This window comes from Arthrobacter caoxuetaonis, from assembly GCF_023921125.1.
Lineage (GTDB): Bacteria > Actinomycetota > Actinomycetes > Actinomycetales > Micrococcaceae > Arthrobacter_B > Arthrobacter_B caoxuetaonis.
Window position 1 is genome coordinate 1803962 of record NZ_CP099466.1, and the last position, 25675, is coordinate 1829636.

General features: G+C 65.0%; 21 protein-coding genes. 16 read left to right on the forward strand and 5 right to left on the reverse strand.

All coding sequences use genetic code 11. The annotated features are described in order from the left end of the window. Nucleotides 1-7 precede the first annotated feature (7 nt). On the reverse strand, nucleotides 8-2548 hold the full coding sequence (locus NF551_RS08245) for a DEAD/DEAH box helicase (RefSeq protein ID WP_227896769.1): 2541 nt from the start codon (nucleotides 2546-2548) through the stop codon (nucleotides 8-10). A gap of 69 nt (nucleotides 2549-2617) precedes the next feature. Here NF551_RS08245 and NF551_RS08250 point away from each other — a divergent pair, with 69 nt between their 5' ends. Continuing rightward, the gene (locus tag NF551_RS08250; protein WP_227896762.1) at nucleotides 2618-3403 is read left to right on the forward strand and encodes a trans-aconitate 2-methyltransferase; all 786 of its coding nucleotides are present in this window, start codon (nucleotides 2618-2620) and stop codon (nucleotides 3401-3403) included. Between the two features lie 16 nt (nucleotides 3404-3419). Here NF551_RS08250 and NF551_RS08255 read toward each other — a convergent pair whose 3' ends face one another. Then, the gene (locus tag NF551_RS08255; protein ID WP_227896757.1) at nucleotides 3420-4067 is read right to left on the reverse strand and encodes an MBL fold metallo-hydrolase; all 648 of its coding nucleotides are present in this window, start codon (nucleotides 4065-4067) and stop codon (nucleotides 3420-3422) included. A 125-nt stretch (nucleotides 4068-4192) separates the two neighbouring features. Here NF551_RS08255 and NF551_RS08260 point away from each other — a divergent pair, with 125 nt between their 5' ends. The 15 genes from NF551_RS08260 to secG all read left to right on the forward strand — a co-directional run bounded on the left by NF551_RS08260 (nucleotide 4193) and on the right by secG (nucleotide 22285). Beyond that, a complete protein-coding gene (locus tag NF551_RS08260) occupies nucleotides 4193-5926 on the forward strand; it encodes an ABC transporter ATP-binding protein (RefSeq protein ID WP_227896756.1) in 1734 nt (577 codons plus the stop codon). Between the two features lie 2 nt (nucleotides 5927-5928). Further along, nucleotides 5929-7839, forward strand: a complete 1911-nt coding sequence (locus tag NF551_RS08265) for an ABC transporter ATP-binding protein (RefSeq protein WP_227896926.1) — start codon at nucleotides 5929-5931, stop codon at nucleotides 7837-7839. A 103-nt stretch (nucleotides 7840-7942) separates the two neighbouring features. Then, nucleotides 7943-8320 carry a GntR family transcriptional regulator gene (locus NF551_RS08270; RefSeq protein ID WP_227896754.1) on the forward strand — a complete coding sequence of 126 codons (378 nt, stop codon included), beginning with the start codon at nucleotides 7943-7945 and terminating at the stop codon, nucleotides 8318-8320. Nucleotides 8321-8374: 54 nt separating this feature from the next. Beyond that, nucleotides 8375-11269 carry an excinuclease ABC subunit UvrA gene (gene uvrA / locus NF551_RS08275; protein ID WP_227896753.1) on the forward strand — a complete coding sequence of 965 codons (2895 nt, stop codon included), beginning with the start codon at nucleotides 8375-8377 and terminating at the stop codon, nucleotides 11267-11269. Nucleotides 11270-11362: 93 nt separating this feature from the next. After that, complete coding sequence (locus tag NF551_RS08280; protein WP_227896752.1) at nucleotides 11363-12058, forward strand: HAD hydrolase-like protein; 696 nt, start codon at nucleotides 11363-11365, stop codon at nucleotides 12056-12058. After that, nucleotides 12045-12713 carry a lysophospholipid acyltransferase family protein gene (locus NF551_RS08285; RefSeq protein WP_227896751.1) on the forward strand — a complete coding sequence of 223 codons (669 nt, stop codon included), beginning with the start codon at nucleotides 12045-12047 and terminating at the stop codon, nucleotides 12711-12713. The genes NF551_RS08280 and NF551_RS08285 overlap by 14 nt, the downstream gene beginning before the upstream one ends. A gap of 78 nt (nucleotides 12714-12791) precedes the next feature. Next, nucleotides 12792-14834 (forward strand): excinuclease ABC subunit UvrC, encoded by a 2043-nt coding sequence (gene uvrC / locus NF551_RS08290; protein ID WP_227896749.1) that lies wholly within the window; start codon nucleotides 12792-12794, stop codon nucleotides 14832-14834. A 106-nt stretch (nucleotides 14835-14940) separates the two neighbouring features. Further along, the gene (gene rapZ, locus NF551_RS08295; protein WP_227896748.1) at nucleotides 14941-15840 is read left to right on the forward strand and encodes an RNase adapter RapZ; all 900 of its coding nucleotides are present in this window, start codon (nucleotides 14941-14943) and stop codon (nucleotides 15838-15840) included. Further along, nucleotides 15841-16866, forward strand: coding sequence for a gluconeogenesis factor YvcK family protein (locus NF551_RS08300; protein ID WP_227896746.1), 1026 nt, complete (start codon nucleotides 15841-15843; stop codon nucleotides 16864-16866). A gap of 10 nt (nucleotides 16867-16876) precedes the next feature. Next, the gene (whiA, locus tag NF551_RS08305; protein WP_227896744.1) at nucleotides 16877-17857 is read left to right on the forward strand and encodes a DNA-binding protein WhiA; all 981 of its coding nucleotides are present in this window, start codon (nucleotides 16877-16879) and stop codon (nucleotides 17855-17857) included. Between the two features lie 106 nt (nucleotides 17858-17963). Beyond that, on the forward strand, nucleotides 17964-18590 hold the full coding sequence (locus tag NF551_RS08310; RefSeq protein ID WP_227896743.1) for a superoxide dismutase: 627 nt from the start codon (nucleotides 17964-17966) through the stop codon (nucleotides 18588-18590). A gap of 212 nt (nucleotides 18591-18802) precedes the next feature. Next, nucleotides 18803-19807: a type I glyceraldehyde-3-phosphate dehydrogenase gene (gene gap / locus NF551_RS08315; RefSeq protein ID WP_227896742.1), complete on the forward strand. Its 1005-nt coding sequence runs from the start codon at nucleotides 18803-18805 to the stop codon at nucleotides 19805-19807. Between the two features lie 43 nt (nucleotides 19808-19850). Further along, nucleotides 19851-21077, forward strand: a complete 1227-nt coding sequence (locus NF551_RS08320; protein ID WP_227896740.1) for a phosphoglycerate kinase — start codon at nucleotides 19851-19853, stop codon at nucleotides 21075-21077. An 87-nt stretch (nucleotides 21078-21164) separates the two neighbouring features. After that, nucleotides 21165-21980 (forward strand): triose-phosphate isomerase, encoded by an 816-nt coding sequence (gene tpiA, locus NF551_RS08325; RefSeq protein ID WP_227896739.1) that lies wholly within the window; start codon nucleotides 21165-21167, stop codon nucleotides 21978-21980. A gap of 53 nt (nucleotides 21981-22033) precedes the next feature. Then, nucleotides 22034-22285, forward strand: coding sequence for a preprotein translocase subunit SecG (gene secG / locus NF551_RS08330; RefSeq protein ID WP_227896738.1), 252 nt, complete (start codon nucleotides 22034-22036; stop codon nucleotides 22283-22285). Between the two features lie 104 nt (nucleotides 22286-22389). Here the strand turns inward: secG and pgl are convergent, their stop codons facing one another. Genes pgl through zwf form a run of 3 tightly spaced genes read right to left on the reverse strand, consistent with a single transcriptional unit; the run spans nucleotide 22390 to nucleotide 25675 of the window. Beyond that, entirely contained in the window at nucleotides 22390-23199 is an 810-nt protein-coding gene (pgl, locus tag NF551_RS08335) for a 6-phosphogluconolactonase (RefSeq protein ID WP_227896737.1), read from the reverse strand. Next, nucleotides 23196-24134: a glucose-6-phosphate dehydrogenase assembly protein OpcA gene (locus tag NF551_RS08340; RefSeq protein ID WP_227896736.1), complete on the reverse strand. Its 939-nt coding sequence runs from the start codon at nucleotides 24132-24134 to the stop codon at nucleotides 23196-23198. The genes pgl and NF551_RS08340 overlap by 4 nt, the downstream gene beginning before the upstream one ends. After that, nucleotides 24131-25675, reverse strand: a complete 1545-nt coding sequence (zwf, locus tag NF551_RS08345; RefSeq protein ID WP_227896735.1) for a glucose-6-phosphate dehydrogenase — start codon at nucleotides 25673-25675, stop codon at nucleotides 24131-24133. Before zwf ends, NF551_RS08340 begins: the two co-directional genes overlap by 4 nt.

Sequence of the window (25675 nt, forward strand, 5' to 3'; positions counted from 1 at the left end):
TTCCAGCCTAGTCCAGGCGCCCTGCGTGGATAATTCGGATGACGGCGGAGCCGGCTTCGTCCGACTCGGCGAGGTCGACTTCCGCATTGATGCCCCAGTCCAGGTGCCCGGCAGGGTCCTTGAAGATCTGCCGGACTTCCCACTTATCGGCCAGTTCCTTAATGATCAGCAGCGCCGGGCCCCGGGCCTCGGGTCCGTCGTCAATGTCCTCGTGCTCCTCGAAGTAGTCATCCAGGACCCCGGCCCACCGTTCCGCGTCCCAGCCCGAGCCGCCGTCCAGGGCGCCGAGGGCGGCGTCGTCCTCATCCGCGAAGAGCTTGACCCGCTGGAACATCTCGTTGCGGACCATCACGCGGAACGCCCGTGTGTTGGCCGTGAGCTTGTCCGGTGCAGGCGGCAGGACAGGTTCGCTGCCCGCTGAGGAATCGACCCCGGCCGCCAGCTCCTCCCATTCGTCCAGCAGCGAGGAGTCCGTCTGGCGGACCAGTTCCCCGAGCCATTCGATGATGTCGGAGAGGTCCTCGCGCAGGGCTTCGGGCGGCACGGTCTGCAGCAGCGCCTTGTAGCAGTCCGACAGGTAGCGCAGCACCACGCCTTCGGACCGGGCCAGGGAGTAGAAGGCCACGTATTCGCCGAAGCTCATGGCGCGTTCGTACATGTCACGGACGATCGACTTGGGCGTGAGCTCAAAGTCGCCGAGCCACGGGGCCGAGGAACGGTAGACCTCGAAGGACTGGAAGAGCAGCTCTGCGAGCGGCTGGGGGTAGGTGACCTCCTCCAGCATGGCCATCCGCTGCTCGTACTCGATGCCCTCGGATTTCATCGCTGCCACGGCTTCGCCGCGGGCCTTCTTTTCCTGTGCGGAGAGGATCTGGCGCGGTTTCTCCAGCGTGGCTTCAATGACCGACACAACATCGAGGGCGTAGGAGGGGCTCTCCGGGTCAAGGATCTCCAGGGCAGCCATGGCGAACGGGGAGAGCGGCTGGTTCAGTGCGAAGTTCGGCTGCAGATGCACCTTCAGCCTCACGGTGCGGCCGTCCGGCTCGGGCGCGGGGAGCTTCTCAACGATTCCGGCGGTCTTCAGTTCCCGGTAGATCCCCAGTGCCTTGCGCATCAGCTTCAGCTGCGAAGCCCTGGTCTCATGGTTGTGGGTGAGCAGGTGCTTCGCGGCCCGGAACGGATCCCCGGGACGTTCCAGGATGTTCAGCAGCATGGCGTGGGTGACGTTAAAGCTGGAGGTCAGCGGCTCGGGGGTACCCTCCACCAGCTTCTTGTATGTAGGTTCGCCCCAGGAGACAAAGCCTGCCTGCGGCTTCTTCTTTGCCACCTGGCGCAGCTTCTTCTGGTCATCGCCGAACTTCGCCTTGGCTTTCGCCATCGCCTTGGCGTTCTCAATCACGTGCTCCGGGGCCTGCACGACGACGGTTCCGGCCGTGTCATAACCGGCCCTGCCGGCACGCCCGGCGATCTGGTGGAATTCGCGGACCTTCAGCGGCCGGGTGCGTACGCCGTCGTACTTGCTGAGGGCCGTGATGAGCACGGTGCGGATCGGCACGTTGATGCCGACGCCGAGGGTGTCGGTTCCGCAGATGACCTTCAGCAGGCCGGCCTGGGCCAGCTGCTCCACCAGGCGCCGGTACTTGGGAAGCATGCCCGCGTGATGCACGCCGATTCCGTGCCGGACCAGCCGGTTGAGGGTCTTGCCGAAGCCCGGAGCAAAGCGGAAACCGGCAATCAGCTCGCCGATCCGGTCCTTTTCCTCGCGGGTGCAGACGTTGATGCTCATCAGTGCCTGGGCGCGGTCGATCGCTTCGATCTGGCTGAAGTGCACCACATAGACCGGAACCTGCTTGGTGGCCAGCAGTTCTTCCAGGGATTCCTGGACGGGCGTCTCGACGTAGTAGTAGTGCAGCGGGATGGGCCGCTCCACTGACGTCACGGTGACGGTGTCCCGGTTGGTGAGCTCGGAAAGCTCCGTGGCGATCCGGGTCATGTCGCCCAGGGTGGCGGACATCAGCAGGAACTGCGTCTGGGGCAGCTCGAGGAGGGGAACCTGCCAGGCCCAGCCGCGCTGCGGATCGGAGTAGAAGTGGAACTCGTCCATGATGACGGTCCCGACGTCGGCGTCCGGTCCTTCCCGCAGGGCGATGTTCGCGAGGATCTCCGCAGTGCAGCAGATGATGGGGGCGTCCTTGTTCACGGAGGAATCCCCGGTCACCATTCCGACGTTGTCCGCGCCGAAAATGTCACAGAGAGCAAAGAACTTCTCCGACACCAGTGCCTTGATCGGCGCGGTGTAGTAGCTGCGCTCGTCGAGTGCCATGGCGTAGAAGTGTGCCGCTATGGCAACCATGGACTTTCCGGACCCCGTAGGCGTGGCGAGGATGACGTTATGGCCGGACACCAGCTCCATCACGGCCTCATCCTGGGCCTGGTACAGGGACATTCCGCGGCTTTCCACCCATTCCAGGAAGGCCATGTAGAGGGCGTCCGGGTCGACGGCGGCGGTGTTGGATGCTGCGGCGGGCAGCTGTTCAAGTAGTTTCATTGCACTACCAGCCTAGCCGGGCGGGGGAAATGCCCGTTCGCGGCAGTACGGACTGCTAGGCTCGCGGCCATGAAATGGGATCCCACACAGTATTCGCGCTTCTCCGGCCTCCGGGACCGGCCGTTCCATGACCTGTTGGGCCGGGTCGGAGCAGATGCTCCGGCATGGGTCACTGATCTCGGCTGCGGGAGCGGGGAACTGACCGCTGTCCTGGCTGCGCGCTGGCCGGACGCAGCAGTGCGGGGGATCGATTCGTCCGTGGACATGATCGGCTCAGCCCGTGCCTTGGAGGGTGCGCCGGCCAACCTGGACTTCTCCGCCGGAAGCATCCAGGACTGGGAGCCGCCGCAGGGGCAGGGTCCCGGGGTACTGCTTTCCAATGCGGCACTGCAGTGGGTGCCCGGACACCAGGAACTCCTCCGGCACTGGTCCAAGCAGCTTGATGCCGGATCGTGGATCGCTGTCCAGGTCCCGGGCAACTTCGGCGCGCTTTCCCACGTGCTCATGCGCGAACTCGCCCAGACTCCCCGGTGGTCCTCGGCGCTCGCGGGTGTCCTGCGGGGAGAAGACTCCGTGTCTGAACCCGATGAGTACCTGGAACTGCTGGTAGAGGCCGGATACGACGCCGATGTGTGGGAAACCAGCTACCAGCAGGTTTTGGCCGGATCCGACCCTGTCCTTGACTGGGTGCGCGGCACAGCGCTTCGTCCGGTCATGAATGCACTGCCGGCCGGGGATTACCAGGCTTTCGAAGCGGAGTACGGCCAGCTCCTGCGGACTGCCTACCCGCCCAAGAGCTGGGGAACTGTCTTTCCGTTCCGCCGGATCTTCCTGGTGGCCCGCAAGCGCGCCTAACCGGGCAGGGCAGTTCCTACCAGCCCCGCTCCTTCCACTCCGCCAGGTGCGGCCGCTCTGCTCCCAGGGTGGTGCCGGCGCCGTGGCCCGGATGCACGATCGTGTCATCGGGCAGGTATTCGAAGATACGTTCGATTACGTCGTTGATCAGCGACGAGAACCGCGCCGGATCCTTCTGCGTATTTCCGACGCCTCCGGGGAAGAGGGAGTCACCGGTGAACAAGTGGGCGGGCCCGTCTGGGTCCCGGAAGAGCAGGGCAACGGATCCGGGGGTGTGGCCGCGGAGACCAATGACTTCCAGGTCGAACCCGTCGAAGTCCAGCACATCGCCGTGCTTGAGGGGAACGTCCGTGGGGACCGGGATGTCGGCGATGTCTTCGGATCCCGCGGCGGTGCGCGCGCCGGTGGCTTCGGCTGCCTCGGCGAGCGCCCGCACATGGTCCCAGTGGCTGTGCGTGGTGATGATCATCCGCACCGAGGCCTGCGACACTCCGCCGTACAGGTCGCCTGCACCGGCGTCGAGCACTTCCTGGATGCGGGCGAAGTCATCCGCCGCATCAATGAGCACCTGGTCTCCTGAATTCTTGGCCGTCAGCACATAGACGTTGTTGTCCATAGAACCCACGGAGGCACTTCGAATAGAAACATTTTGGGTATCCAGCATGCGCCTTAGTCTAGAGGCAGCCGAGGGACGCACACCCAGACGCGTCAATCCCTTGTACCTCCCCGGTGCCCGGGCGTACGTTCTTATGGTGCCGGCGTACTGCCGGGCTATCCCGGGAGGACAGGGTGCTTGTAAGGCTCGTTCGAGACAACCTGGCACCCTACAAGGGCGCCGTCGCAATCGTCGTCATCCTGCAGTTCCTGCAGACCGCTGCCACGCTGTTCCTGCCCACGCTGAACGCGGACATCATTGACCAGGGCGTCGTGAAGGGGGATACCGGCACCATCGCGTCCATCGGGACATGGATGCTTGCGGTCACTGCAGGACAGGTCGTGTGTTCCGTCGCGGCCACCTACTACTCCGCCCGGACCGCCATGCGGGTGGGCCGGAACGTGCGCGGGGCGCTCTTCACCAACGTGGAGACGTTCTCCGCCCGGGAGGTGGGGATGTTCGGCGCGCCGTCGCTCATCACGCGCACCACCAACGATGTCCAGCAGGTTCAGATGTCCCTGCTGATGACCATGACCATGATGGTCTCCGCACCGATCATGGGGGTGGGCGGCGTCCTGCTGGCACTGAACCAGGACATTCCGCTGTCAGGGATCCTGCTGCTGATCCTGCCTGTCCTGTTCGTGGTCATCATCCTGGTCCTGCGGCGCCTGGTCCCGCTGTTCAGGAGGGCGCAGCGGCAAATCGACCGCGTCAACGGGGTCCTGCGGGAGCAGATCATGGGCATCGCCGTCATCCGCGCCTTTGTCCGGGAACGGACAGAGGAGCAGCGCTTCGACGGCGCCAACCGTGATCTCACGGGCACCCAGCTGCGTGTCTCGCAGTACCTGGCGCTCCTGTTCCCGGCAACGATGCTGGTGGCCAACCTGGCAACTGTTGCGGTGGTGTGGTTCGGAGCCTTCCGGATCGATGCGGGGCAGATGCAGATTGGCGCCCTCACCGCGTTCATCGCCTACATCATGCAGATCCTGATGGCAGTTCTGATGTCGATGTTCATGATCATGATGCTTCCCCGCGCGGCGGTGTGCGCAGAGCGCATCTATGAAGTGCTGGACACGCGCACCAGCGTGCAGGACGCGCCCGGTGCCGCGGCATTGGAGTACGACGGCGGCCGGCTGGTGTTCTCGGACGTGGGCTACACGTATCCAGGCGCCGAGGCCCCGGTACTTCACGGCATCACTTTCGAAGCACTTCCAGGGCAGACGACGGCGGTCATTGGTTCAACGGGATCGGGAAAGTCCACACTGCTCAACCTGGTCCCGCGGCTGCTGGACCCGACTGCGGGACACATCACCGTAGACGGACAGGACACCGCCGCAGTAACGCTGCAGTCCCTCCGCAGCGGAATCGGTCTGGTCCCGCAGCGGGCACACCTGTTCTCCGGGACCATTGCCACCAACCTCAGGTTCGGGAAGCCGGACGCCACGGACGACGAACTCTGGGAGGCACTGGAGATTGCGCAGGCGGCGGATTTCGTGCGTGCAGCCGAAGGCGGACTCGATCACGGGGTGGAGCAGGGCGGCGGGAACTTCTCCGGCGGGCAGCGGCAGCGGCTGGCCATCGCCAGGGCGCTGGTGGTCCAGCCGGACATCTACCTCTTCGATGACAGCTTCTCGGCCCTGGACTTCGCCACTGATGCGAGGCTCCGCGCGGCCCTGAAGGAACGGACCGCGCACGCGACGGTGGTGGTCGTTGCCCAGCGGGTCAACACGATTACGGACGCCGCGCGGATCGTGGTCCTTGAGGAAGGGCGTATCTCCGGGATCGGCAGCCATGCCGAGCTGATGGAGTCCAGTCCTGCCTACCGCGAGATCGTGTCCTCCCAGCTCACGCCGGAGGAGGCCCTGTGAGCATGCACGGGCGCGCACCGGCAGCCAAGCCGGTCAACTTCGCCTCCTCCACGGCCCGCCTGCTCCGCCTGCTCTCCCCGGACAGCTGGCGGGTCGCGGCAGTCCTGGTGTTCGGCATCGTCTCCGTCGCGCTCGCAGTCACGGCACCAAAGGTCCTCGGTGACGCAACCAATGTCATCTTCGACGGAGTCATCGGGGCGACGCTGGCTCCGGGGGTCCCGAAGGCAGACCAGGTGCAGGCCCTGCGCTCCTCAGGCGAGGACCAGCTCGCCGACATGCTCGCTGCCATGGACGCCGTACCGGGCCAGGGAATCGACTTCGATGCCCTGGCAGCCCTCCTGGCCGGAGTGCTTGCCATCTACCTGGCTTCCTTTTTCTTCGGCTGGGCGCAGGCACGCGTAACGGCCCGGGTCGTGCAGAACGCCATGTACCGCCTGCGCCGGGACGTAGACGCGAAACTGTTCCGTCTGCCCATGTCCCACTTCCAGCGCCAGTCCCGCGGCGACGTGCTGAGCCGGGTCACCAATGACATCGACAACCTGGCGCAGACTCTTTCCCAGAGCATCACCCAGGTCATTACCTCAGTGCTCACCATCATCGGGGTGCTGGGCATGATGCTGTGGATCTCGCCGCTGCTGGCACTGATCGCACTGATTACCGTCCCCCTGTCAGCGCTGGTGACCATCCTGATCGCCCGGCGCTCGCAGGTTCAGTTCAAAGCGCAGTGGAAGACCACGGGCGAGGTTAACGGCTACATCGAGGAGATGTTCACCGGACAGGACGTGGTGAAGGCGTTTGGCCAGCAGGAGCGCGTCGTTGAAGGATTCCAGCCGGCCAACGAGTCGCTCTATTCATCCTCCTTCCGGGCACAGTTCGTTTCCGGAATCATCATGCCGACCATGACGTTCATTTCGAACCTCAACTATGTGGCGGTCGCCGTCGTTGGCGGTATCCAGGTTGCCGGCGGTGCCTTGTCCATTGGGGGAGTGCAGGCGTTCGTCCAGTACAGCCGGCAGTTCAGCCAACCCCTGGGACAGCTCGGCGGACTGATCAACATGCTCCAGTCCGGCATTGCCTCGGCTGAACGTGTCTTCGCCCTGCTCGATGCGCCCGAAATGGGACCCGATCCGAAGGACCCGGTCCGGCCGGGCCTGGTCCGCGGAGACGTCGCCTTCCGCCACGTGTCCTTCTCCTACTCCCCGGATGCCCCCCTGATCCAGGATCTTTCCTTCGAGGCCAAGCCGGGGCAAACCGTCGCGATCGTGGGACCCACCGGTGCTGGAAAAACCACCCTGGTGAACCTCCTGATGCGTTTCTACGACATTGACGCCGGGGAGATCACCATTGACGGGGTCAACACCATGGACATGACGCGGGACGACGTGCGCCGCTGCATCGGCATGGTGCTGCAGGATGCCTGGCTGTTCGAAGGAACGATCCGGGAGAACCTGGCATACGGAGCACCGGATGCCACCGAGGAGCAGATCGTTGCCGCTGCCCAGGCCACGCATGTGGACCACTTCGTCCGTTCACTGCCCGAGGGATATGACACTGTCCTGGGCGCCGACGGCGGATCGCTGAGCCAGGGCCAGCGGCAGCTCATGACGATCGCCCGCGCCTGGCTGGCCAACCCGGCAATCCTGATACTGGACGAGGCCACCAGTTCGGTGGACACCCGTACCGAAGTAGCTATCCGGCTCGCGCTCGGAGCCCTGCGAGAGGCACGGACCAGTTTCGTGATCGCCCACCGTCTCTCCACCATCAGGGACGCGGACGTCATCCTGGCAGTGCGGGAGGGCAGGATCGTGGAGCAGGGCACGCACGAAGCCCTGCTGGAGGCCGGCGGCTTCTATTCGGAGCTCTACCGCTCCCAGTTCAGCGAACCGGCCACCGCGGCAGAACTCCCCGAATAGTCCCGCCGCCGCACCCCGAACCGCCCGCTGGCAGCCCTGGCGTGGCAAGATGGATCAGGACCCCGCACGGGCGGGCGCAGACAGCAGAACAGAAAGCGGTGGCATGGACGACGGCGTACTCGGCTGGGTGCGGATCGACGGAACCAGTTCGGTCCCGCCCTTCGAACAGCTGCGGCTGCAGATCCTCGATGCCGCCAATGACGGAACCCTGGCTGTCGGAACCCGGCTGCCTCCTGTCCGGGCGCTGGCCGCCCAGCTGGGACTGGCCGTCAATACCGTCGCCCGGGCCTACCGTGAGCTGGAGCAGGCAGAGATCGTCACGACCCGGTCCCGCGCAGGTACTGTCGTGGCTGCCGCCGGAGACAACGGCCGCAGGCGTGTCGCCGAGGCGGCCCGTGTCTTTGCCGACGCGGTCAAGGCCAACGGCATGGATCCGAAGGCCGCGCTCTCCTACGTGGAAGCGGCCCTACGCCAGGGGTGAACACGCCTGCCGTCGAATACATTTTCGAATCAGGATTGATCTACAGTGGAAAACGTGTCTATCGCGACTTCACTGACTCCTGGCCAAAATCCGCATCAGAGCGCAGATCTCTCCCGTCTGGTCGTTAAGGGCGCCCGGGAACATAACCTGCGCAACGTCGACCTGGACCTTCCCCGGGACGCCATGATCGTGTTCACCGGCTTGTCCGGGTCCGGCAAGTCCTCCCTGGCCTTCGACACCATCTTTGCCGAGGGCCAGCGCCGATACGTGGAGTCGCTGTCCTCCTACGCCCGGATGTTCCTGGGCCAGGTGGACAAGCCGGATGTCGACTTCATCGAGGGGCTTTCTCCCGCGGTGTCGATCGACCAGAAGTCCACCAGCAAGAACCCGCGGTCCACGGTCGGCACCATCACCGAAATCCACGACTACATGCGCCTGCTCTGGGCCCGCGTAGGCACCCCGTTCTGCCCGGTCTGCGGTGAGCCGGTCAGCCGGCAGACGCCCCAGCAGATCACGGACCAGCTGCTGGAACTGGAAGAGGGCACCCGCTACCAGATCCTGGCGCCGGTGGTCCGGGGCCGCAAGGGCGAATTCGTGGACCTGTTCAAGGACCTTGCCGCCAAGGGCTATTCCCGGGCAAAGGTGGACGGGAAGCAGATCCAGCTTTCGGATCCGCCCAAGCTCGGCAAGCAGTACAAACACACCATCGAGGTGGTCGTTGACCGCCTGGTTGCCAAGGAAGGCATCCGGCAGCGGCTTACCGATTCCGTGGAAACCGCGCTGGGACTGGCCGACGGCCGGGTGCTGGCCGACTTTGTGGATCTGGAAGAGGACAGCCCCGAGAGGATCCGTTCCTTCTCGGAACACCTGGCCTGCCCGAATGAACATCCGCTGGCCATTGACGAGATCGAACCCCGGTCCTTCTCCTTCAACAACCCGTTCGGTGCCTGCCCTGTCTGCACCGGCATCGGCTCACGCCTGGAAGTCGATGAAGAACTCGTTGTTCCCAATCCGAACCTGAGCCTTGCTGCGGGAGCAATCGCCCCCTGGTCCATGGGTACCGCGACCAGTGAGTACTGGAACCGCCTGCTCGCTGGACTGGCCAAGGACATGGGCTTCTCCATGGACGTTCCGTGGAAGAAGCTCCCCGCCAAGGCACGCGAGGCCATCCTGCACGGCAAGGACCACAAGGTCGTCGTGCAGTACCGCAACCGCTTCGGCCGCGAACGGAAATACACCACCGGGTTCGAAGGCGTCATCGGGTACATCAAGCGCAAGCACCAGGAAACCGAGTCTGAGAGCTCGCGGGACCGCTACGAAGAGTACATGCGCGAAATTGCCTGCCCGGAGTGCGGCGGTGCGCGACTGAACCCGGCTTCGCTCTCGGTCCTGATCAACAAGCGCAACATCGCCGAGGTCAGCGGCATGCCGCTGCGGGACGCTGCAGACTTCTTCGAGAACCTGACCCTGACGCCGCGTGAGGCGAAGATCGGCGAGCAGGTCCTCAAGGAGATCAAGGCACGCCTGACCTTCCTGCTCGACGTCGGACTCGAATACCTCAGCCTGGACCGCCCGGCCGCGACCCTGTCCGGCGGCGAAGCCCAGCGCATCCGCCTGGCCACCCAGATCGGTTCCGGCCTGGTGGGCGTCCTGTACGTCCTCGACGAACCCTCCATCGGTCTGCACCAGCGGGACAACCGCCGCCTCATCGAGACGCTGGCGCGGCTGCGCAACCTCGGCAACACCCTCATCGTGGTTGAACACGACGAAGACACCATCCACGAAGCCGACTGGATTGTCGATGTGGGACCCGGTGCGGGGGAGGCCGGCGGCGAAATCGTCCACTCCGGCCCCTTGTCCGAGCTCCTGACCAACACCCGCTCCATCACGGGTGACTACCTCGCCGGCCGGCGGAAGATCGAAATTCCGGCCAAGCGCCGCAAGATCGACAAGGCCCGCCAGCTGAAGATCATCGGCGCACGGGAAAACAACCTGCGCAACCTCACCGTCAACATCCCGCTGGGCGTTTTCACCGCGGTCACCGGGGTGAGCGGCTCCGGCAAGTCCACCCTCATCAACGACATCCTCTACCGGGTGCTGGCCAGCAAGCTCAACGGCGCCAAGCACGTGGCCGGCCGCCACACCCAGGTGGACGGCCTGGAGCACCTGGACAAGGTCATCCACGTTGACCAGAGCCCCATCGGACGCACCCCGCGGTCCAACGCGGCCACCTACACCGGCGTCTTCGACCACATCCGCAAGTTGTTCGCGGAGACCACCGAAGCCAAAGTACGCGGCTACCTGCCGGGACGGTTCTCCTTCAACGTGAAGGGCGGCCGCTGCGAAGCCTGCCACGGTGACGGAACGCTGAAGATCGAAATGAACTTCCTTCCGGATGTCTACGTGCCCTGCGAGGTCTGCCACGGCGCCCGTTTCAACCGCGAAACCCTGGAAGTCCATTACAAGGGCAAGAACATTGCCGAGATCCTGGACATGCCGATTGCCGAGGCCGCAGAGTTCTTTGCAGCTTTCAGCCCGATTGCCCGGCACCTGAACACCCTGGTGGACGTTGGACTGGGCTACGTGCGCCTGGGACAGCCGGCGACCACCCTGTCCGGCGGCGAAGCCCAGCGCGTGAAGCTGGCCGCCGAGCTGCAGAAGCGCTCCAACGGCCGCAGCGTCTACGTCCTTGACGAGCCCACCACCGGGCTGCACTTCGAGGATGTCCGCAAACTGCTCATGGTCCTGCAGGGCCTGGTGGACAAGGGGAACACCGTAATCACCATCGAGCACAACCTCGATGTCATCAAGAGCGCCGACTGGATCATCGACCTCGGTCCCGACGGCGGTACGGGCGGCGGCCAGGTTGTCGCCTCCGGAACCCCCGAGAAGGTGGCGAAGTCGCCCGAGAGCCACACCGGGCATTTCCTGGCCGAGATCCTCAGCTAGGGTTCCCGGAAGGAGGCCCGGCATGCCGGAGACATATTCCTTCCGCGTCATACGTTTTTCCCGGTGACCGTTCCTCTGTGGGAAGCTAGGCCGGTGAAACATCTCCGGCTCCTGGTCCTCTTCGATCTCGACGGGACCCTTGTAGACCCTGCAGGCAGCATCACCGGCGGCATTAGTGCGGCGCTTGCCGCTTCCGGACTCCCCGTCCCGCCGCCCGCGGACCTCCAGCAGATGGTGGGACCGGCCCTGTCAGAGTCCCTGACGCGTATAGCCCGGGTGCCGGCCGACCAGCTGGACACCGTGATCGCGCACTACCGCCGGGGCTACCGGGACACGGGAATGGCCGCCAGCCGGCCCTACCCCGGCATCGCCGACGCCGTCCGGGAACTCCGTGACGCCGGCTGCATCACTGCAGTCGCAACGCAGAAACCGGAGCCGCTTGCCGGCGATCTGCTTCGCGTCCAGGGCCTTGGACACCTTTTCGCTTCCGTGCACGGTTCACCTGCCGACGAGCGGGCCGTGGCCGCAGACGGAAAAACTTCCATCATCCGGGCGGCCCTGGAGCGCCATGCGGGAGAGTATTCCGCCGCAGTCATGATCGGCGACCGGATGCACGACGTGCACGGTGCCGCAGCAAACGGCGTTCCCTGCATCGGGGTGTCCTGGGGTTTCGCTGCCCCGGGGGAACTGGCAGCAGCAGGCGCTGCCGCCGTCGTTGACCTCCCCGGCCAGCTCAGGGACGCCGTGCGGTCCGCGGCGGAAACGGCAGGTGCCCGTGGGGCTGTATAACCTGACCCGTTCCAGCACACGCGGCCTGATCAGCCTGTGCCGGCCCACCGTAACCGGCTTGGAGCACGTGCCCTCGTCCGGACCCTTCATCGTTGCCGCCAACCATCTCTCCTTCCTGGACAGCGTGCTCATCCAGGCCCTGATGCCGCGGAAGGTCGGATTCTTCGCCAAAGCGGAGTACTTCACCACCCCGGGGCTGAAAGGTGCAGCCATGCGCAGCTTTTTTGAGAGCGTGGGGTCCATCCCGGTGGAACGCGGCCAGCAGGCGGCCAGCGTCGCTGCCCTGAAGTCGCTGCTCGACGTACTGGAGTCCGGGGGCGGGATCGGCATCTACCCCGAAGGAACCCGCTCCCGCGACGGCCTGCTCTACCGCGGCCGCACCGGGGTCGGCTGGCTCGCCCTCACCTCGGGCGCACCCGTGGTGCCGGTGGGGCTGATCGGAACGGAAAAGCTCCAGCCCGCCGGAAAGAAATGGGTCAAGCCCCGGCCCTTCACGATGGCGGTGGGGCGCCCGCTGTACTTTTCCAAGACCGGACCCCAGCATGCCCTTCCGGAGCGGCGCCGAGTCACCGACCAGGTGATGGACGCTATCGCCGAACTTTCCGGGCAGGAGCGAAGCGCCGCGTACAACCAGAACAAGCCCGACGGCGCCTAGCACCGGCGCACTTCAGCGGGCCGCGAAACGGCCGGCCGTACGTCCGGCAGCGACGCGGTGCCGACTTAGGATGGAAAAGTGGCAGATCCAGCAACCTACCGGCCCCGGGCGGGGGAGATCCCGACCGAACCCGGGGTATACCGCTTCCGCGATGAGCACCGCCGGGTCATCTATGTCGGCAAGGCCAAGAACCTCCGTTCCCGGCTGAACTCCTATTTCGCCAATCCGCGGCAGCTGATGGCCAAGACCCGCACCATGGTGTTCACGGCCACCAGCGTGGAGTGGACGGTGGTGGGCACCGAACTTGAAGCCCTCCAGCTCGAGTACACCTGGATCAAGGAATTCAGTCCGCGGTTCAACATCATGTTCCGGGACGACAAGTCCTATCCCTACCTCGCCGTCACCATGGGCGAGAAGTATCCGCGCGCCCAGGTCATGCGCGGGGACCGCCGGAAGGACACCCGGTACTTCGGTCCGTTCTACCCGGCCAAGGCCATTCGAGAGACTCTCGATACCCTGCTGCGGGTCTTCCCGGTACGCACCTGCAGTGCCGGCGTCTTCAAGCGTGCCGAACGAACCGGCCGCCCCTGCCTGCTGGGCTATATCGACAAGTGCTCCGCGCCCTGCGTGGGCCGGATCAGCGCCGAAGACCACAAGGCCCTGGCCGCCGAACTCTGCGCCTTCATGGCCGGAGACTCCAAGCGCTTCATCCAGGACCTGGAGCGGCGGATGAAAGACGCAGTGGCCAACCTTGACTATGAGTCCGCGGCTCGCATCCGCGATGACATCGCAGCCCTGAGGAAGGTCTTCGAACGCAACTCCGTCGTGCTTTCCGAGGACACCGACGCCGACATCTTCGGACTGGTCCAGGATGAGCTGGAAGCCTCGGTGCAGGTCTTCCACGTCCGCGGCGGGCGGATCCGCGGACAGCGCGGCTGGGTCGTGGAAAAGGTCGAAGACACGGACACCGGGCAGATCGTAGAGCACCTGCTGCAGCAGGTCTACGGGGAGGGCGCCATGTCCGACAGGATCCCGCGCAAGGTCCTCGTCCCGGTGCTTCCGGACAATACTGAAGAACTGCAGGTCTGGCTGCGCGGGCTGCGCGGCTCGAAAGTCAAAATCTCGGTTCCCCAGCGAGGCGACAAAAAGACGCTCATGGAAACCGTCACGCGCAACGCGGAGGACGCCATGCGCCTGCACAAGAGCCGGCGGGCCGGTGACCTGACCACCAGGTCCGCGGCGCTGTCTGAACTGCAGGAGGCACTGGAGATTCCCGTTCCGCTGCTGCGCATCGAATGCTACGACATCTCCCATGTGCAGGGCACCAACGTCGTCGCGTCCATGGTGGTCGCGGAGGACGGCCTGATGAAGAAGTCGGACTACCGCCGTTTCTCCATTACCGGGGAGGCGGCGCGGGACGACACCGCCTCGATGTACGACGTAGTCTCCCGCAGGTTCAGGCACTATCTGGCCGAGAACTTCGACCCGGCTGCCGCCGTTCCGGATGCCGACCCGGACCGCCCGGTGCCCGCCGCCGGGGACGGCTCCGCCCAGGCCGGGCAAGTTCACGCAGGCCAGGCGTCCGGACCCGTCGCGGACACACTGACGGCAGCGCCCAGGGCCAAGTTCGCCTATCCGCCAAACCTGGTGGTAGTCGACGGCGGCAGGCCGCAGGTGGCAGCGGCGTCGCGCGCCCTGGCTGACCTCGGCATCTCTGACGTCTACGTGGTCGGCCTGGCCAAGCGCCTGGAGGAGGTCTGGGTTCCGGACAGCGAGTTCCCCGTGATCCTGCCCCGGTCTTCCGAAGCGCTGTTCCTGCTGCAGCGCATCCGCGACGAAGCGCACCGCTTCGCGATCACCTTCCACCGGCAAAAGCGGGGGAAGTCAATGACGGCGTCGGCGCTGGACGGCATCCCCGGACTGGGGCCGGCCAAGCAAAAAGCCCTGATCAAGCATTTCGGCTCCGTCCGCAAGCTCAGGCAGGCTGACATTGAAGCGCTGATGGAAGTTCCCGGAATTGGGCCCGCGATGGCTGCCGTCATCCATACCTCCCTCGCCGAAGCCGGGGCGGAAACTGCCCCCGCCGTGAACATGGCCACCGGCGAAATTATTGAATCTTAGCTAGGCTGGTGGGAGCCGTCGCCGGCGGAGAAATCCGACCGGCGCCGGCCAGCCTTTGGGGCTCCCCGGTCCGGGGAACCCGGTGACTGACGGGAACAAGGAAAACATGACTGAAGTGGACGGGCTGCAAAGCGTTAAGCCTGCCGAGTCCGAACTGCTCGTCGTCACCGGCATGTCCGGTGCCGGCCGGAGTACCGCAGCCAATGCGCTGGAAGATCACGGCTGGTACGTGGTGGAGAACCTGCCGCCGCTGATGCTGGGGACACTCACCGAACTGGTCTCCCGCATGCCCCACTCGATCCCCAAACTGGCCGTGGTCATCGACGTCCGGAGCAAGGAACTCTTCCAGGACATCAGGGAGGCCCTGGGCAACCTCCGGGCCGCCGGCGTCGACTACCGCGTGCTTTTCCTCGAAGCCTCAGACCAGGCCCTGGTCCAGCGCTTCGAATCCGGCCGCCGGCCCCACCCGCTGCAGGAAGACGGAAGCATCCTGGACGGTATCGCCGCAGAACGGGACGTGCTGCGCGAACTTCGCGATGCCTCGGACGTCATCGTGGACACCTCCAAGTTCAACGTGCACGCGCTGGCAACGACGATCACCGAGCTCTTCACGGAGCAAGGTCCGATCGTCCTCCGGCTGAACGTGATGAGCTTCGGCTTCAAGTACGGCCTCCCCGTTGACGCGAACTTCGTGGCGGATGTGCGCTTCATCCCGAATCCGCACTGGGTCCCGCAGCTGCGCCCGCACACCGGGCAGGATGCAGACGTCCGGGACTATGTCCTGGGGGCGCACGGCACCGAGGATTTCCTGGACCGCTACGTCGATGCGCTGGCTCCCGTCATTGACGGCTACCGCCGCGAGAACAAGCACTACGCCACCATCGCCGTCGGATGCACCGGAGGCAAGCACCGGTCTGTCGCGGTCACTGAAGAACTCGCCAAGCGGCTGGCTAAGCTTCCGCACGTCACGGTAGCAGCGCACCACCGAGATCTCGGGCGAGAATAGATGGGGTTCCTCACCGGGCCCCTTCCGATCCTTCCCGACGGAGGAAGCCTGCGTCCGCCGGGCGGCGGCACGTCACCGGCGGTAGTCGCCCTGGGCGGCGGCCATGGGCTCTCCGCCACGCTCTCGGCCCTGCGCCTGCTCACCACCGACCTCACCGCCGTTGTCACCGTCGCCGATAACGGCGGCTCCTCCGGCCGCCTGCGCCAGGAGCTGGACGTCCTTCCGCCGGGAGACCTCCGCATGGCCCTTGCCGCGCTCTGCGACGACACGGACTGGGGCAGGACCTGGCGGGACGTCATGCAGCACAGGTTCCGTTCACGTCCGGGCGCCGAAGGGTCCCTGGACAACCATGCGCTCGGAAACCTGCTCATCGTCACCCTGTGGGAACTGCTGGGTGATCCGGTGGCCGGACTGCAATGGGCCGGAGCCCTGCTGGGTGCCCGCGGCCAGGTCCTGCCCATGTCCACCCTCCCGCTGACGATCGAAGGCGACGTCCTGCGGCAGACGGAGACAGGACTGCGGCACGAGACCGTCACGGGCCAGGCCGAACTGGCCGTCGCTGGAACCCAGTCGAGCGTCGTGAACGTCCGGCTGCTTCCACCGGATGCACCGGCCTGCTCCGAGGCAGTATCTGCCATCGGCCGGGCCGACTGGGTGATCCTGGGACCCGGATCCTGGTACACATCGGTCCTGCCGCACCTGCTGCTGCCCGAAATGCGGGAGGCGCTCGGCAGCACAGGTGCCCGCCGGTGCCTGACCATGAACCTGAGCAATGAGACGAAGGAAACTGCGGGCATGAGCGCAGTGGACCACCTGCAGGTCATCCGGCGCTATGCTCCCGGCTTCAAGGTGGACGCCGTGCTGGCCGATCCCAGCGTTGTGGAGGACAGGAACGAGTTCAGCGCGGCTGCCGCCGAAATGGGTGCCCGCGTTGTCTTCGGTAAGGTAGGGGCAGCGGCCGGCAGTCCGATTCATGATCCGCTGCGGCTTGCGGCCGCTTATCACGATGTATTTGGGGAACTCTAGGAGTGTGCTTGTGGCGCTGACTGCTGCAGTCAAAGAGGAACTTTCACGGCTTACCGTGAAGAAGTCCTCCGTTCGAAAAGCCGAAGTTTCGGCAATGCTGCGTTTTGCAGGAGGCCTGCACATCATCTCGGGGCGCATCGTCATCGAGGCTGAAGTGGACCTCGCGTCGACAGCCCGGAGGTTGCGGGCCGCCATCGCCGAGGTCTACGGGCACGCGAGCGACATCGTTGTCGTTTCGGGTTCGGGGCTGCGGCGGGGCAACCGCTATGTTGTCCGCGTCGTGAAGGATGGAGAGTCCCTGGCCCGCCAGACCGGGCTCCTGGATGCCCGGGGGCGGCCCGTGCGGGGCCTGCCCTCCGTCGTCGTGAACGGTTCCGCAGCAGACGCCGAAGCTGTCTGGCGCGGCGCCTTCCTCGCCCACGGGTCCCTCACCGAACCCGGACGCTCATCCTCACTCGAAGTGACCTGCCCCGGCCCCGAAGCAGCCCTCGCACTGGTCGGTGCTGCGCGCCGGATCGGAATCGCGGCCAAGGCACGCGAAGTCCGGGGTGTGGACCGGGTCGTCATCCGTGACGGTGACACCATCGCGGCCCTGCTGACCCGGATGGGCGCCCACGATGCCCTGATGGTCTGGGAGGAACGCCGGATGCGCAAGGAAGTGCGCGCTACGGCCAACCGCCTGGCGAATTTCGACGACGCAAACCTCCGCCGCTCCGCGCAGGCGGCCGTTGCGGCAGGGGCGCGAGTGGAGCGCGCACTGGAGATCCTGGGTGAGGACGTTCCTGAACACCTGCGCTACGCCGGCGAGCTCCGGGTCGCCCACAAGCAGGCCAGCCTTGACGAACTGGGCCGTCTGGCCGAACCTCCCATGACCAAGGACGCAATCGCCGGCCGGATCCGCCGCCTGCTCGCGATGGCGGACAAGCGGGCCTCTGAATTGGGAGTTCCGGGTACGGAGGCCAATGTGACCGCCGAAATGCTAGACCAGTAGGCTCACGCTTAGGATGGACTAAGCGTGCTGATTTATTCAGCATCATCAACTTCCGGGTGGACACGCCGTCCGGATAAATGGATCCGAGTATCAACGGAGGATTTTCGTGAACGAATACACACTGCCGGAACTGCCGTACGACTACGCAGCGCTGGAGCCCCACATCTCGGCTCGCATCATGGAACTGCACCATGACAAGCACCACGCCACCTACGTGGCCGGCGCCAACACTGCACTGGCCCAGATGGCCGAAGCGCGCGAAAAGGGCGAGTTCGGCAACATCCCGAAGCTCTCCAAGGACCTCGCGTTCCACCTCGGCGGACACACGAACCACTCGATCTTCTGGAACAACCTCTCACCCGAAGGCGGCGACAAGCCGGTCGGCGAGCTGGCAGCGGCCCTGGATGACTTCTTCGGTTCCTTCGACGCGTTCCGCGGACAGTTCACCGCGGCCGCGAATTCCCTGCAGGGTTCCGGCTGGGCCATCCTCGCCTACGAACCCCTCGGCGGAAACCTCGTGATCGAGCAGCTTTACGACCAGCAGGGCAACATCCCCGTTGGAACCATTCCGCTGCTGATGCTGGACATGTGGGAGCACGCCTTCTACCTGGACTACGTCAACGTCAAGGCTGACTACGTCAAGGCGTTCTGGAACATCGTCAACTGGGCCGACGTCGCCGCCCGGTTCGACGCAGCCCGCGCCGGCGCAACGCAGCTGGTGCTCCCCGCCTAATCGGGGAAACCGACCGGGTTTAAGGTGCCGCCGGTGTATGACCGGCGGCACCTGCGCGTAAGATGGAGCACACGGCTCATGCAGCGCCAGACCGGCAACCCGTGCGCTGAAGCAGGTCCGGGACGCGCCGCTCCTGCGAAGTCAACTGAAGTGGCCTTGTTCCACTGAGGTCACTAATTCTCGAACGACCCGCTATCAAGGAGAGAACAAAAGTGACTACTCGTGTTGGAATCAATGGATTCGGGCGTATCGGACGCGGCTACTTCCGGGCAGCACTGGAGCAGAATGCGGATCTGGATATTGTTGCGGTTAACGACCTGACAAGCCCGGAGACCCTGGCCCACCTGCTCAAATACGACTCGATCACAGGCCGCCTCGAAGAGGGCGTAGAAGTCCAGGACGGCAACCTGGTGGTGGGCGGCAAAACCGTCCGCGTCCTCGCCGAACGCGATCCCGCAAAACTGCCCTGGAAAGACCTCGGCGTGGACATCGTCATCGAGTCCACCGGGTTCTTCACCAAGGCTGAGGATGCGCGCAAGCACATTGAAGCCGGCGCCAAGAAGGTACTGATCTCCGCCCCGGGCAAGGGTGCCGACCGGACCATCGTGATGGGAGTGAATGACAGCGAGTACAACCCTGCCACTGACACCATCATCTCCAATGCTTCCTGCACCACCAACTGCCTGGCTCCGCTGGCGAAGGTCATCAATGATGCGTTTGGCATTGAGCGCGGACTCATGACCACAGTCCATGCCTACACCGCTGACCAGAACCTGCAGGACGGACCGCACCGGGACCTGCGCAGGGCACGGGCAGCGGCCCTGAACATCGTGCCCACCACCACGGGTGCTGCCAAGGCGATCGGCTTGGTGATCCCGGATCTGGACGGCAAGCTCGACGGCTTCGCACTGCGTGTGCCCGTCCCCACGGGATCCGTCACCGACCTGACCGTGAACCTTTCCCGGGAAGTCAGCGTCGAGGAGATCAACCAGGCCTATAAGGCCGCCAGCGAGGGTCCCCTCAACGGCTACCTCCGCTACACCGACGAGCCGCTCGTGTCGTCCGACATCGTGACTGATCCGGCGTCGTGCATTTTCGACTCCGGCCTGACCCGTGTCATGGGCAACGAGGCCAAGGTAGTCGGCTGGTATGACAACGAATGGGGCTACTCGTGCCGCATGGTGGACCTCACCACCTTGGTAGCTTCGAAACTCTAGGTCCCCGTCCTCCGCCCCACCGGGCACAGAAACAAAGGCAGATATGACAATCAAGACACTTGACGAGCTAATCAGCGACGGCGTCGACAACCGGTACGTTCTGGTCCGCTCGGACCTCAACGTCCCCCTCGCCGACGGGAAGGTTACCGACGACGGGCGTATCCGCGCTTCGATTCCTACGCTGCAGCTTTTGGTGGAGCACGGCGCCAAGGTCATCGTTATGGCACACCTGGGACGGCCCAAGGGCCAGCCGGACGAGAAGTACAGCCTGCGTCCGGCCGTGGACCGGCTCGATGAGCTCGCACCGTTCGCGGTGGAGTTTGCCGACGACGTCACCGGCCCCAGTGCCGTCGAACGTGCGGGAACCCTGGCAGCCGGCAGCGTCCTGGTGCTCCAGAACATCCGGTTCGACCCGCGGGAGACGTCCAAGGACGATGCCCAGCGGATGGAGCTGGCCCGTGAGCTCGCTGCCCTCACCGGAGGCAGCGGGGCGTACGTCGACGATGCTTTCGGGGCTGTCCACCGCAAGCACGCCAGCGTCTATGACATTGCCGAAGTCCTGCCTGCCTATGAGGGCAATCTGGTACGCAGCGAGCTGGAAGTGCTTTCTCGCCTGACGACGGACCCCGCCAAGCCCTACGTCGTGGTGCTGGGCGGTTCCAAGGTCTCGGACAAGCTGGCGGTGATCGAGAACCTTATGACCCGGGCCGACAGCCTGCTGATCGGCGGGGGCATGGTCTTCACGTTCCTCGCCGCCCAGGGCCACAAGGTTGGAGCATCCCTGCTCGAAGAGGACCAGATCGAAACGGTGAAGGGCTACCTGTCCCGCGGCGCGGAGCTGGGCTGTGAGTTCGTCCTGCCGACCGACATTGTGGTGGCAGACAAGTTTGCAGCCGACGCCGAACACGAGGTAGTGCCCGCTGACGCGATGGAGGACAGCCGCTTCGGTGCGGCCGGGATCGGTCTCGACATCGGACCGGATTCCGCCCGTACCTTCGCTGACCGCATCGCGTCGGGTGCAACCGTCTTTTGGAACGGACCGATGGGTGTGTTCGAATTCGACGCCTTCGCCGGCGGTACGAAGGCAGTGGCCGAGGGTTTGAAGCAGTGCAGCGGCCTGACCGTGGTCGGTGGCGGGGACTCTGCCGCGGCCGTGCGCAAGCTGGGCTTCTCCGACAGCGACTTCTCGCATATCTCCACCGGCGGCGGAGCGAGCCTGGAATACCTTGAAGGCAAGGAACTGCCCGGCATCGCCGTCCTCGACAAGTAATCGGTGGACGGGCCTGCCGGGATTCTTCCGGCAGGCCCGTTGCCCTGTCCACCATCTATCGAAACCACCACATGAACCGGAGCAGAGATGACTACCTCGACCAACGGCAAGTATGACCGCACACCGCTGATCGCGGGCAACTGGAAAATGAACATGGACCACATGCAGGGCATCACCCTGCTGCAGAAGCTTGCGTGGACCCTCAGCGACGCGAGGCACGACTACAACCGCGTCGAGGTCGTCGTTTTCCCGCCGTTTACCGATCTCCGGAGCACCCAGACCCTCGTGCAGGGAGACAAGTTGAAGGTGGCTTACGGCGCACAGGACCTCTCGCCCGAGGATTCCGGTGCGTACACCGGCGACATTTCAGGCCAGTTCCTGTCCAAGCTCGGCTGCAGCTATGTCCTGGTCGGGCACAGTGAGCGCCGGAGTGTCCACGGCGAGTCAGACGAACTCCTGAACGCCAAGCTGAAGGCTGCCTTCCGCAACAACCTGGTCCCCATCCTCTGCGTGGGCGAAGGCCTCGAAGAGCGGCAGGCAGGCAACCACCTGCTGCACACCCTGGAGCAGGTCCGCAATGACCTGGCCGGTCTCACCGCGGAAGAGGTTTCCGGCCTGGTCATTGCCTACGAACCGGTGTGGGCGATTGGCACGGGCGAGGTTGCCGGGCCGGACGACGCCCAGGAAATGTGCAACACCATCCGCGCCGAGCTCGCCGATCTGTACGACGACGCCGTCGCTGCAAAGGTCCGGCTGCTGTACGGCGGGTCGGTTAAGGCCTCGAATGCTGCCAGCATCCTGAAGGAGCGTGACGTCGACGGCGTGTTGGTGGGCGGCGCCAGTTTGGACGTGGCCGAATTTGCTAATATTGTCAGGTTCGAGGAACACCTGGTGACCGACTGACCTGCGCAGCGGCAGCGTCTCCAATTCAATGCGTCACCCGTGAAAGGCCGTAAGTGGAAATTCTGAAGATCATCCTGCTGGTCCTGCTTGGCCTGACCAGCCTGCTGCTCACGCTCCTGATCCTGCTTCACAAGGGTCGCGGCGGAGGTATGTCCGACATGTTCGGCGGCGGCATGAGCACCAGCATGGGTTCTTCCGGGGTCGCGGAAAAGAACCTGAACCGTTTCACCGTCATCCTTGGCCTGTCCTGGGGCCTGGTCATCGTGGCCCTGGGCCTGATCCAGCGTTTCGCCGGCGAGTCCTAGGGACCCGGAGCGGGACTGCGCCGCCCTTCGGCAGCGCATACAACCACAAGCACATAGGAAAGGCCCCGGGTTATCCCGGGGCCTTTCCTATGTGCCAGCAGTCCCTAGTGCCGTTCTTCGGGCTGCAGCAGCTGTTCCGGGAGCTGCGAAGCCGCGGCCTGGTCAATCAGCCATCTGGTCTTCGAACGTCCCCTGGGTCCGGCTGCAGGCACCTGTACCGGCCCTGCCCCCGCAAGCGCGAGCCCGACGGCGCCCGCCTTATCCTCACCGGCTACCGTGAGCCAGACTTCATCCGCCGTATTGATGGCTTCCAAAGTGAGCGAGATGCGCTCGGACGGGGGTTTGGGGGAGTCCCGCACAGCCACCACCGTCTCGCCCGTGGTCCGGATGCCCGCCATCTCAGGGAAGAGCGAGGCGACGTGGGCGTCTGGTCCGACGCCCAGCAGCAGGACGTCGAAGCGCGGAAGGCGGGGATCGGTTTCCTCAAAACCCTCCGCGAGGTCTTCGGCCTGTGCCGCCGCGGCCAGTTCAGCAGCGTAAGCGGCAGCGGCCTCTTCCACCGTGGAGACACTATCCGTAGACGCGGCTTCGTGCACCCGTGCCTGGTCCACTCCGAGGCGGGTGAGCATCGCCTGCCGGGCAGCCAGGGCGTTGCGCTCGGGGGAGCCGGGAGCAACGAACCGCTCGTCGCCCCACCAGAAGTTGACCCGCTGCCAGTCGACGGCTGTCCGGGCCGGCGCGGCGGCCACAGCAGCGAGCACACCGATGCCTGCTGTACCGCCGGTGAGGACTACCGTTACTTCGCCGCGCCGGTTCTGTACATCCACCAATTTGGTGATCAGCCGGGCAGCGGTTGCGTCGATCAGCGCCGCGGCGTTGGGATGGATGCTTACGCCATGGGGAGATTGCCTCATGCGGTGGTCCCTTCCGGGACCAGGCATGCTGCCAGCCCCTCCGTCAGTACTTCTCCGAAAACCTCGTCTGGATCCAGCCTGCGCAATTCCTCGGCCAGGCACTCGTGCAGTGTCCGCAGCGGCAGGGCAATCCGCTGCTCGGGCTGTCCGGGCTGCATCAGGTGGGCCATGCTGCCGCCCTCGGGACGGTAAAGCTCAATCGCACCCGCTTCGCGTTCCATCCGGACACGCCGGATGCCGGCACCGGCGGGGTCTTCAATGATCTTCACGGGAACCTTAAGGGCGTGCTTGAGCCAGGCGGCCAGCAGGAAGGTGCTTGCTGAGTCCGACGCACCCTCGACAGTGACGGACTGAAGGCCGCCGGCACCGTTCTGTTCCAGGACCGCCGCCAGCTGGATACGCCAGTGGGTGAGCCGGGTCCAGCTGAGGTCGGTGTCCCCGTCCGCGTAGGTCCGGCTGAGGTCCAGCAGTGACTGCTTGGGATCCGGCTCATTGGCAGCATCGGTGATGCGCCGGTGTGCGATCCGGCCCAGGGGAGTGGACGCCGCCGAACGCGGAAGGCCATGGGGCCACCAGACGACGATTGGCGCGTCGGGCAGCAGCAGGGCCGAGACCAGCGACTCGCTCTCGGCCGCGAGCTCACCGTACCCGTAGAGCAGGATGACTTCGGAGGCACCGGCATCTCCGCCGACCCGAATCTGCGCGTCCAGCCGCGAGGGCTCATCGGCAGAACCGGCGACCAGCACGATCACGCGGCACGGGTGCTCCCGGCTGGCGGTATTGGCGGCTTCAATCGCTTCTTCGACGAAGTCCGGCGCGGTGACTACGACCAGCGTGAGGACTCGGCCCAGGGCGACAACGCCGCCCTTTTCCCGCATGGCGACGATTTTCTTGGACACCTTGGAGGTTGTGGTGTCAGGCAGTTCAACAATCACGGCCTTCTCCAGGTCCTTCCGTCGCGTGCGAGCAGTTCGTTCGCAGAAGCCGGTCCCCAGCTTCCAGGGGCGTATGGTTCAGGCTGTTCATCCAGCGATGCCCAGTACTCCTCGAAGGGATCAACAATCTTCCAGGAGAGCTCAACCTCCTGGTGCCGCGGAAAAAGCGGGGGTTCGCCAAGGAGGACATCCAGGATGAGCCTTTCGTAGGCCTCCGGACTGGATTCCGTAAAGGAGTGTCCGTAGCCGAAGTCCATGGACACGTCCCGGACTTCCATCTGGGTCCCGGGAACCTTCGAGCCGAACCGGATGGTCGCGCCCTCGTCCGGTTGTACCCGGATCACGACGGCGTTCTGCCCGAAATCGTCTTCGGCATGGTCCCGGAAGAGCAGGTTGGGGGCCCGTTTGAAGACGACGGCGATCTCTGTCACCCGCCGTCCGAGCCGCTTTCCGGCGCGCAGGTAGAACGGAACTCCTGCCCAGCGGCGGGTATTGATGTCCAGCCGCACAGCGGCGAACGTCTCCGTCTTCGACTCCGGGTTGAAGCCCTCTTCCTCCAGGAAGCCGGTGACTTTCTCACCGCCCTGCCAGCCGCCGGTGTACTGCCCGCGGGCAGAGTGGCGGGAGAGGTCCTTCGGCAGCCGGACCGCGGCGAGCACCTTTTCCTTTTCGGCCCTGAGGTGGGCCGCATCGAAGGAAATCGGTTCTTCCATCGCGGTGAGCGCCAGCAGCTGCAGGAGGTGGTTCTGAATGACGTCGCGGGCGGCCCCTACGCCGTCGTAGTAACCTGCACGTCCTCCGATGCCGATGTCCTCGGCCATGGTGATCTGCACGTGGTCAACAAAGTTGGCGTTCCAGATCGGCTCGAAAAGCTGGTTGGCGAAACGCAGCGCGAGGATATTCTGGACCGTTTCCTTGCCGAGGTAGTGGTCGATCCGGAAGACAGAGTCAGCGGGGAAGACTGACTCCACGACCTCGTTCAGGTCCCTTGCCGACTGCAGGTCATGGCCAAAGGGCTTTTCAATGACCACCCGCCGCCAGCGTCCGTCCGTCGACTCGGCCAGGCCGTGGCTGGAGAGCTGCTGGCAGACCTGTTCGAAGCTCTTCGGCGGCACGGAGAGATAGAACGCCACATTGCCGCGTGTCCCGCGCTGCTCATCGAGTTCCTGCAGGGTGGTGCGCAGCGTGTCGAAGGCCTCGTGATCGTCGAAGCCGCCCTGCACGAACCGGATGCCTTCGGCCAGCTGTTTCCACACGTTGTCACTGAACGCGGTCCGGGAGCGGTCCTGGACCGATTCCTTAACGTAGGCGGCGAAGTCCTCGTCGCTCCAATCCCGCCGGCCAAAGCCTACAAGCGAGAAGCTCGGCGGCAGCAGCCCGCGGTTGGCGAGGTCATAGACAGCGGGAATGAGTTTCTTGCGGGCAAGGTCGCCGGTGACGCCGAAGATCACCAGCGATGAAGGACCCGCGATGCGGCTGAGGCGCCGGTCGCGCGGGTCCCGCAACGGGCTGGGGGAGCCGTTGTCGTGCTCTGGGGACAT

What these genes read in the sequence shown, in the direction of transcription:
- NF551_RS08245 (WP_227896769.1), bottom strand. Translation starts at nt 2,548, where the DNA reads ATGAAACTACTTGAACAGCTGCCCGCCGCAGCATCCAACACCGCCGCC.
- NF551_RS08250 (WP_227896762.1), top strand. Translation starts at nt 2,618, where the DNA reads ATGAAATGGGATCCCACACAGTATTCGCGCTTCTCCGGCCTCCGGGAC.
- NF551_RS08255 (WP_227896757.1), bottom strand. Translation starts at nt 4,067, where the DNA reads ATGCTGGATACCCAAAATGTTTCTATTCGAAGTGCCTCCGTGGGTTCT.
- NF551_RS08265 (WP_227896926.1), top strand. Translation starts at nt 5,929, where the DNA reads ATGCACGGGCGCGCACCGGCAGCCAAGCCGGTCAACTTCGCCTCCTCC.
- NF551_RS08270 (WP_227896754.1), top strand. Translation starts at nt 7,943, where the DNA reads ATGGACGACGGCGTACTCGGCTGGGTGCGGATCGACGGAACCAGTTCG.
- rapZ (WP_227896748.1), top strand. Translation starts at nt 14,941, where the DNA reads ATGACTGAAGTGGACGGGCTGCAAAGCGTTAAGCCTGCCGAGTCCGAA.
- NF551_RS08300 (WP_227896746.1), top strand. Translation starts at nt 15,841, where the DNA reads ATGGGGTTCCTCACCGGGCCCCTTCCGATCCTTCCCGACGGAGGAAGC.
- NF551_RS08320 (WP_227896740.1), top strand. Translation starts at nt 19,851, where the DNA reads ATGACAATCAAGACACTTGACGAGCTAATCAGCGACGGCGTCGACAAC.
- tpiA (WP_227896739.1), top strand. Translation starts at nt 21,165, where the DNA reads ATGACTACCTCGACCAACGGCAAGTATGACCGCACACCGCTGATCGCG.
- pgl (WP_227896737.1), bottom strand. Translation starts at nt 23,199, where the DNA reads ATGAGGCAATCTCCCCATGGCGTAAGCATCCATCCCAACGCCGCGGCG.
- zwf (WP_227896735.1), bottom strand. Translation starts at nt 25,675, where the DNA reads ATGTCCCCAGAGCACGACAACGGCTCCCCCAGCCCGTTGCGGGACCCG.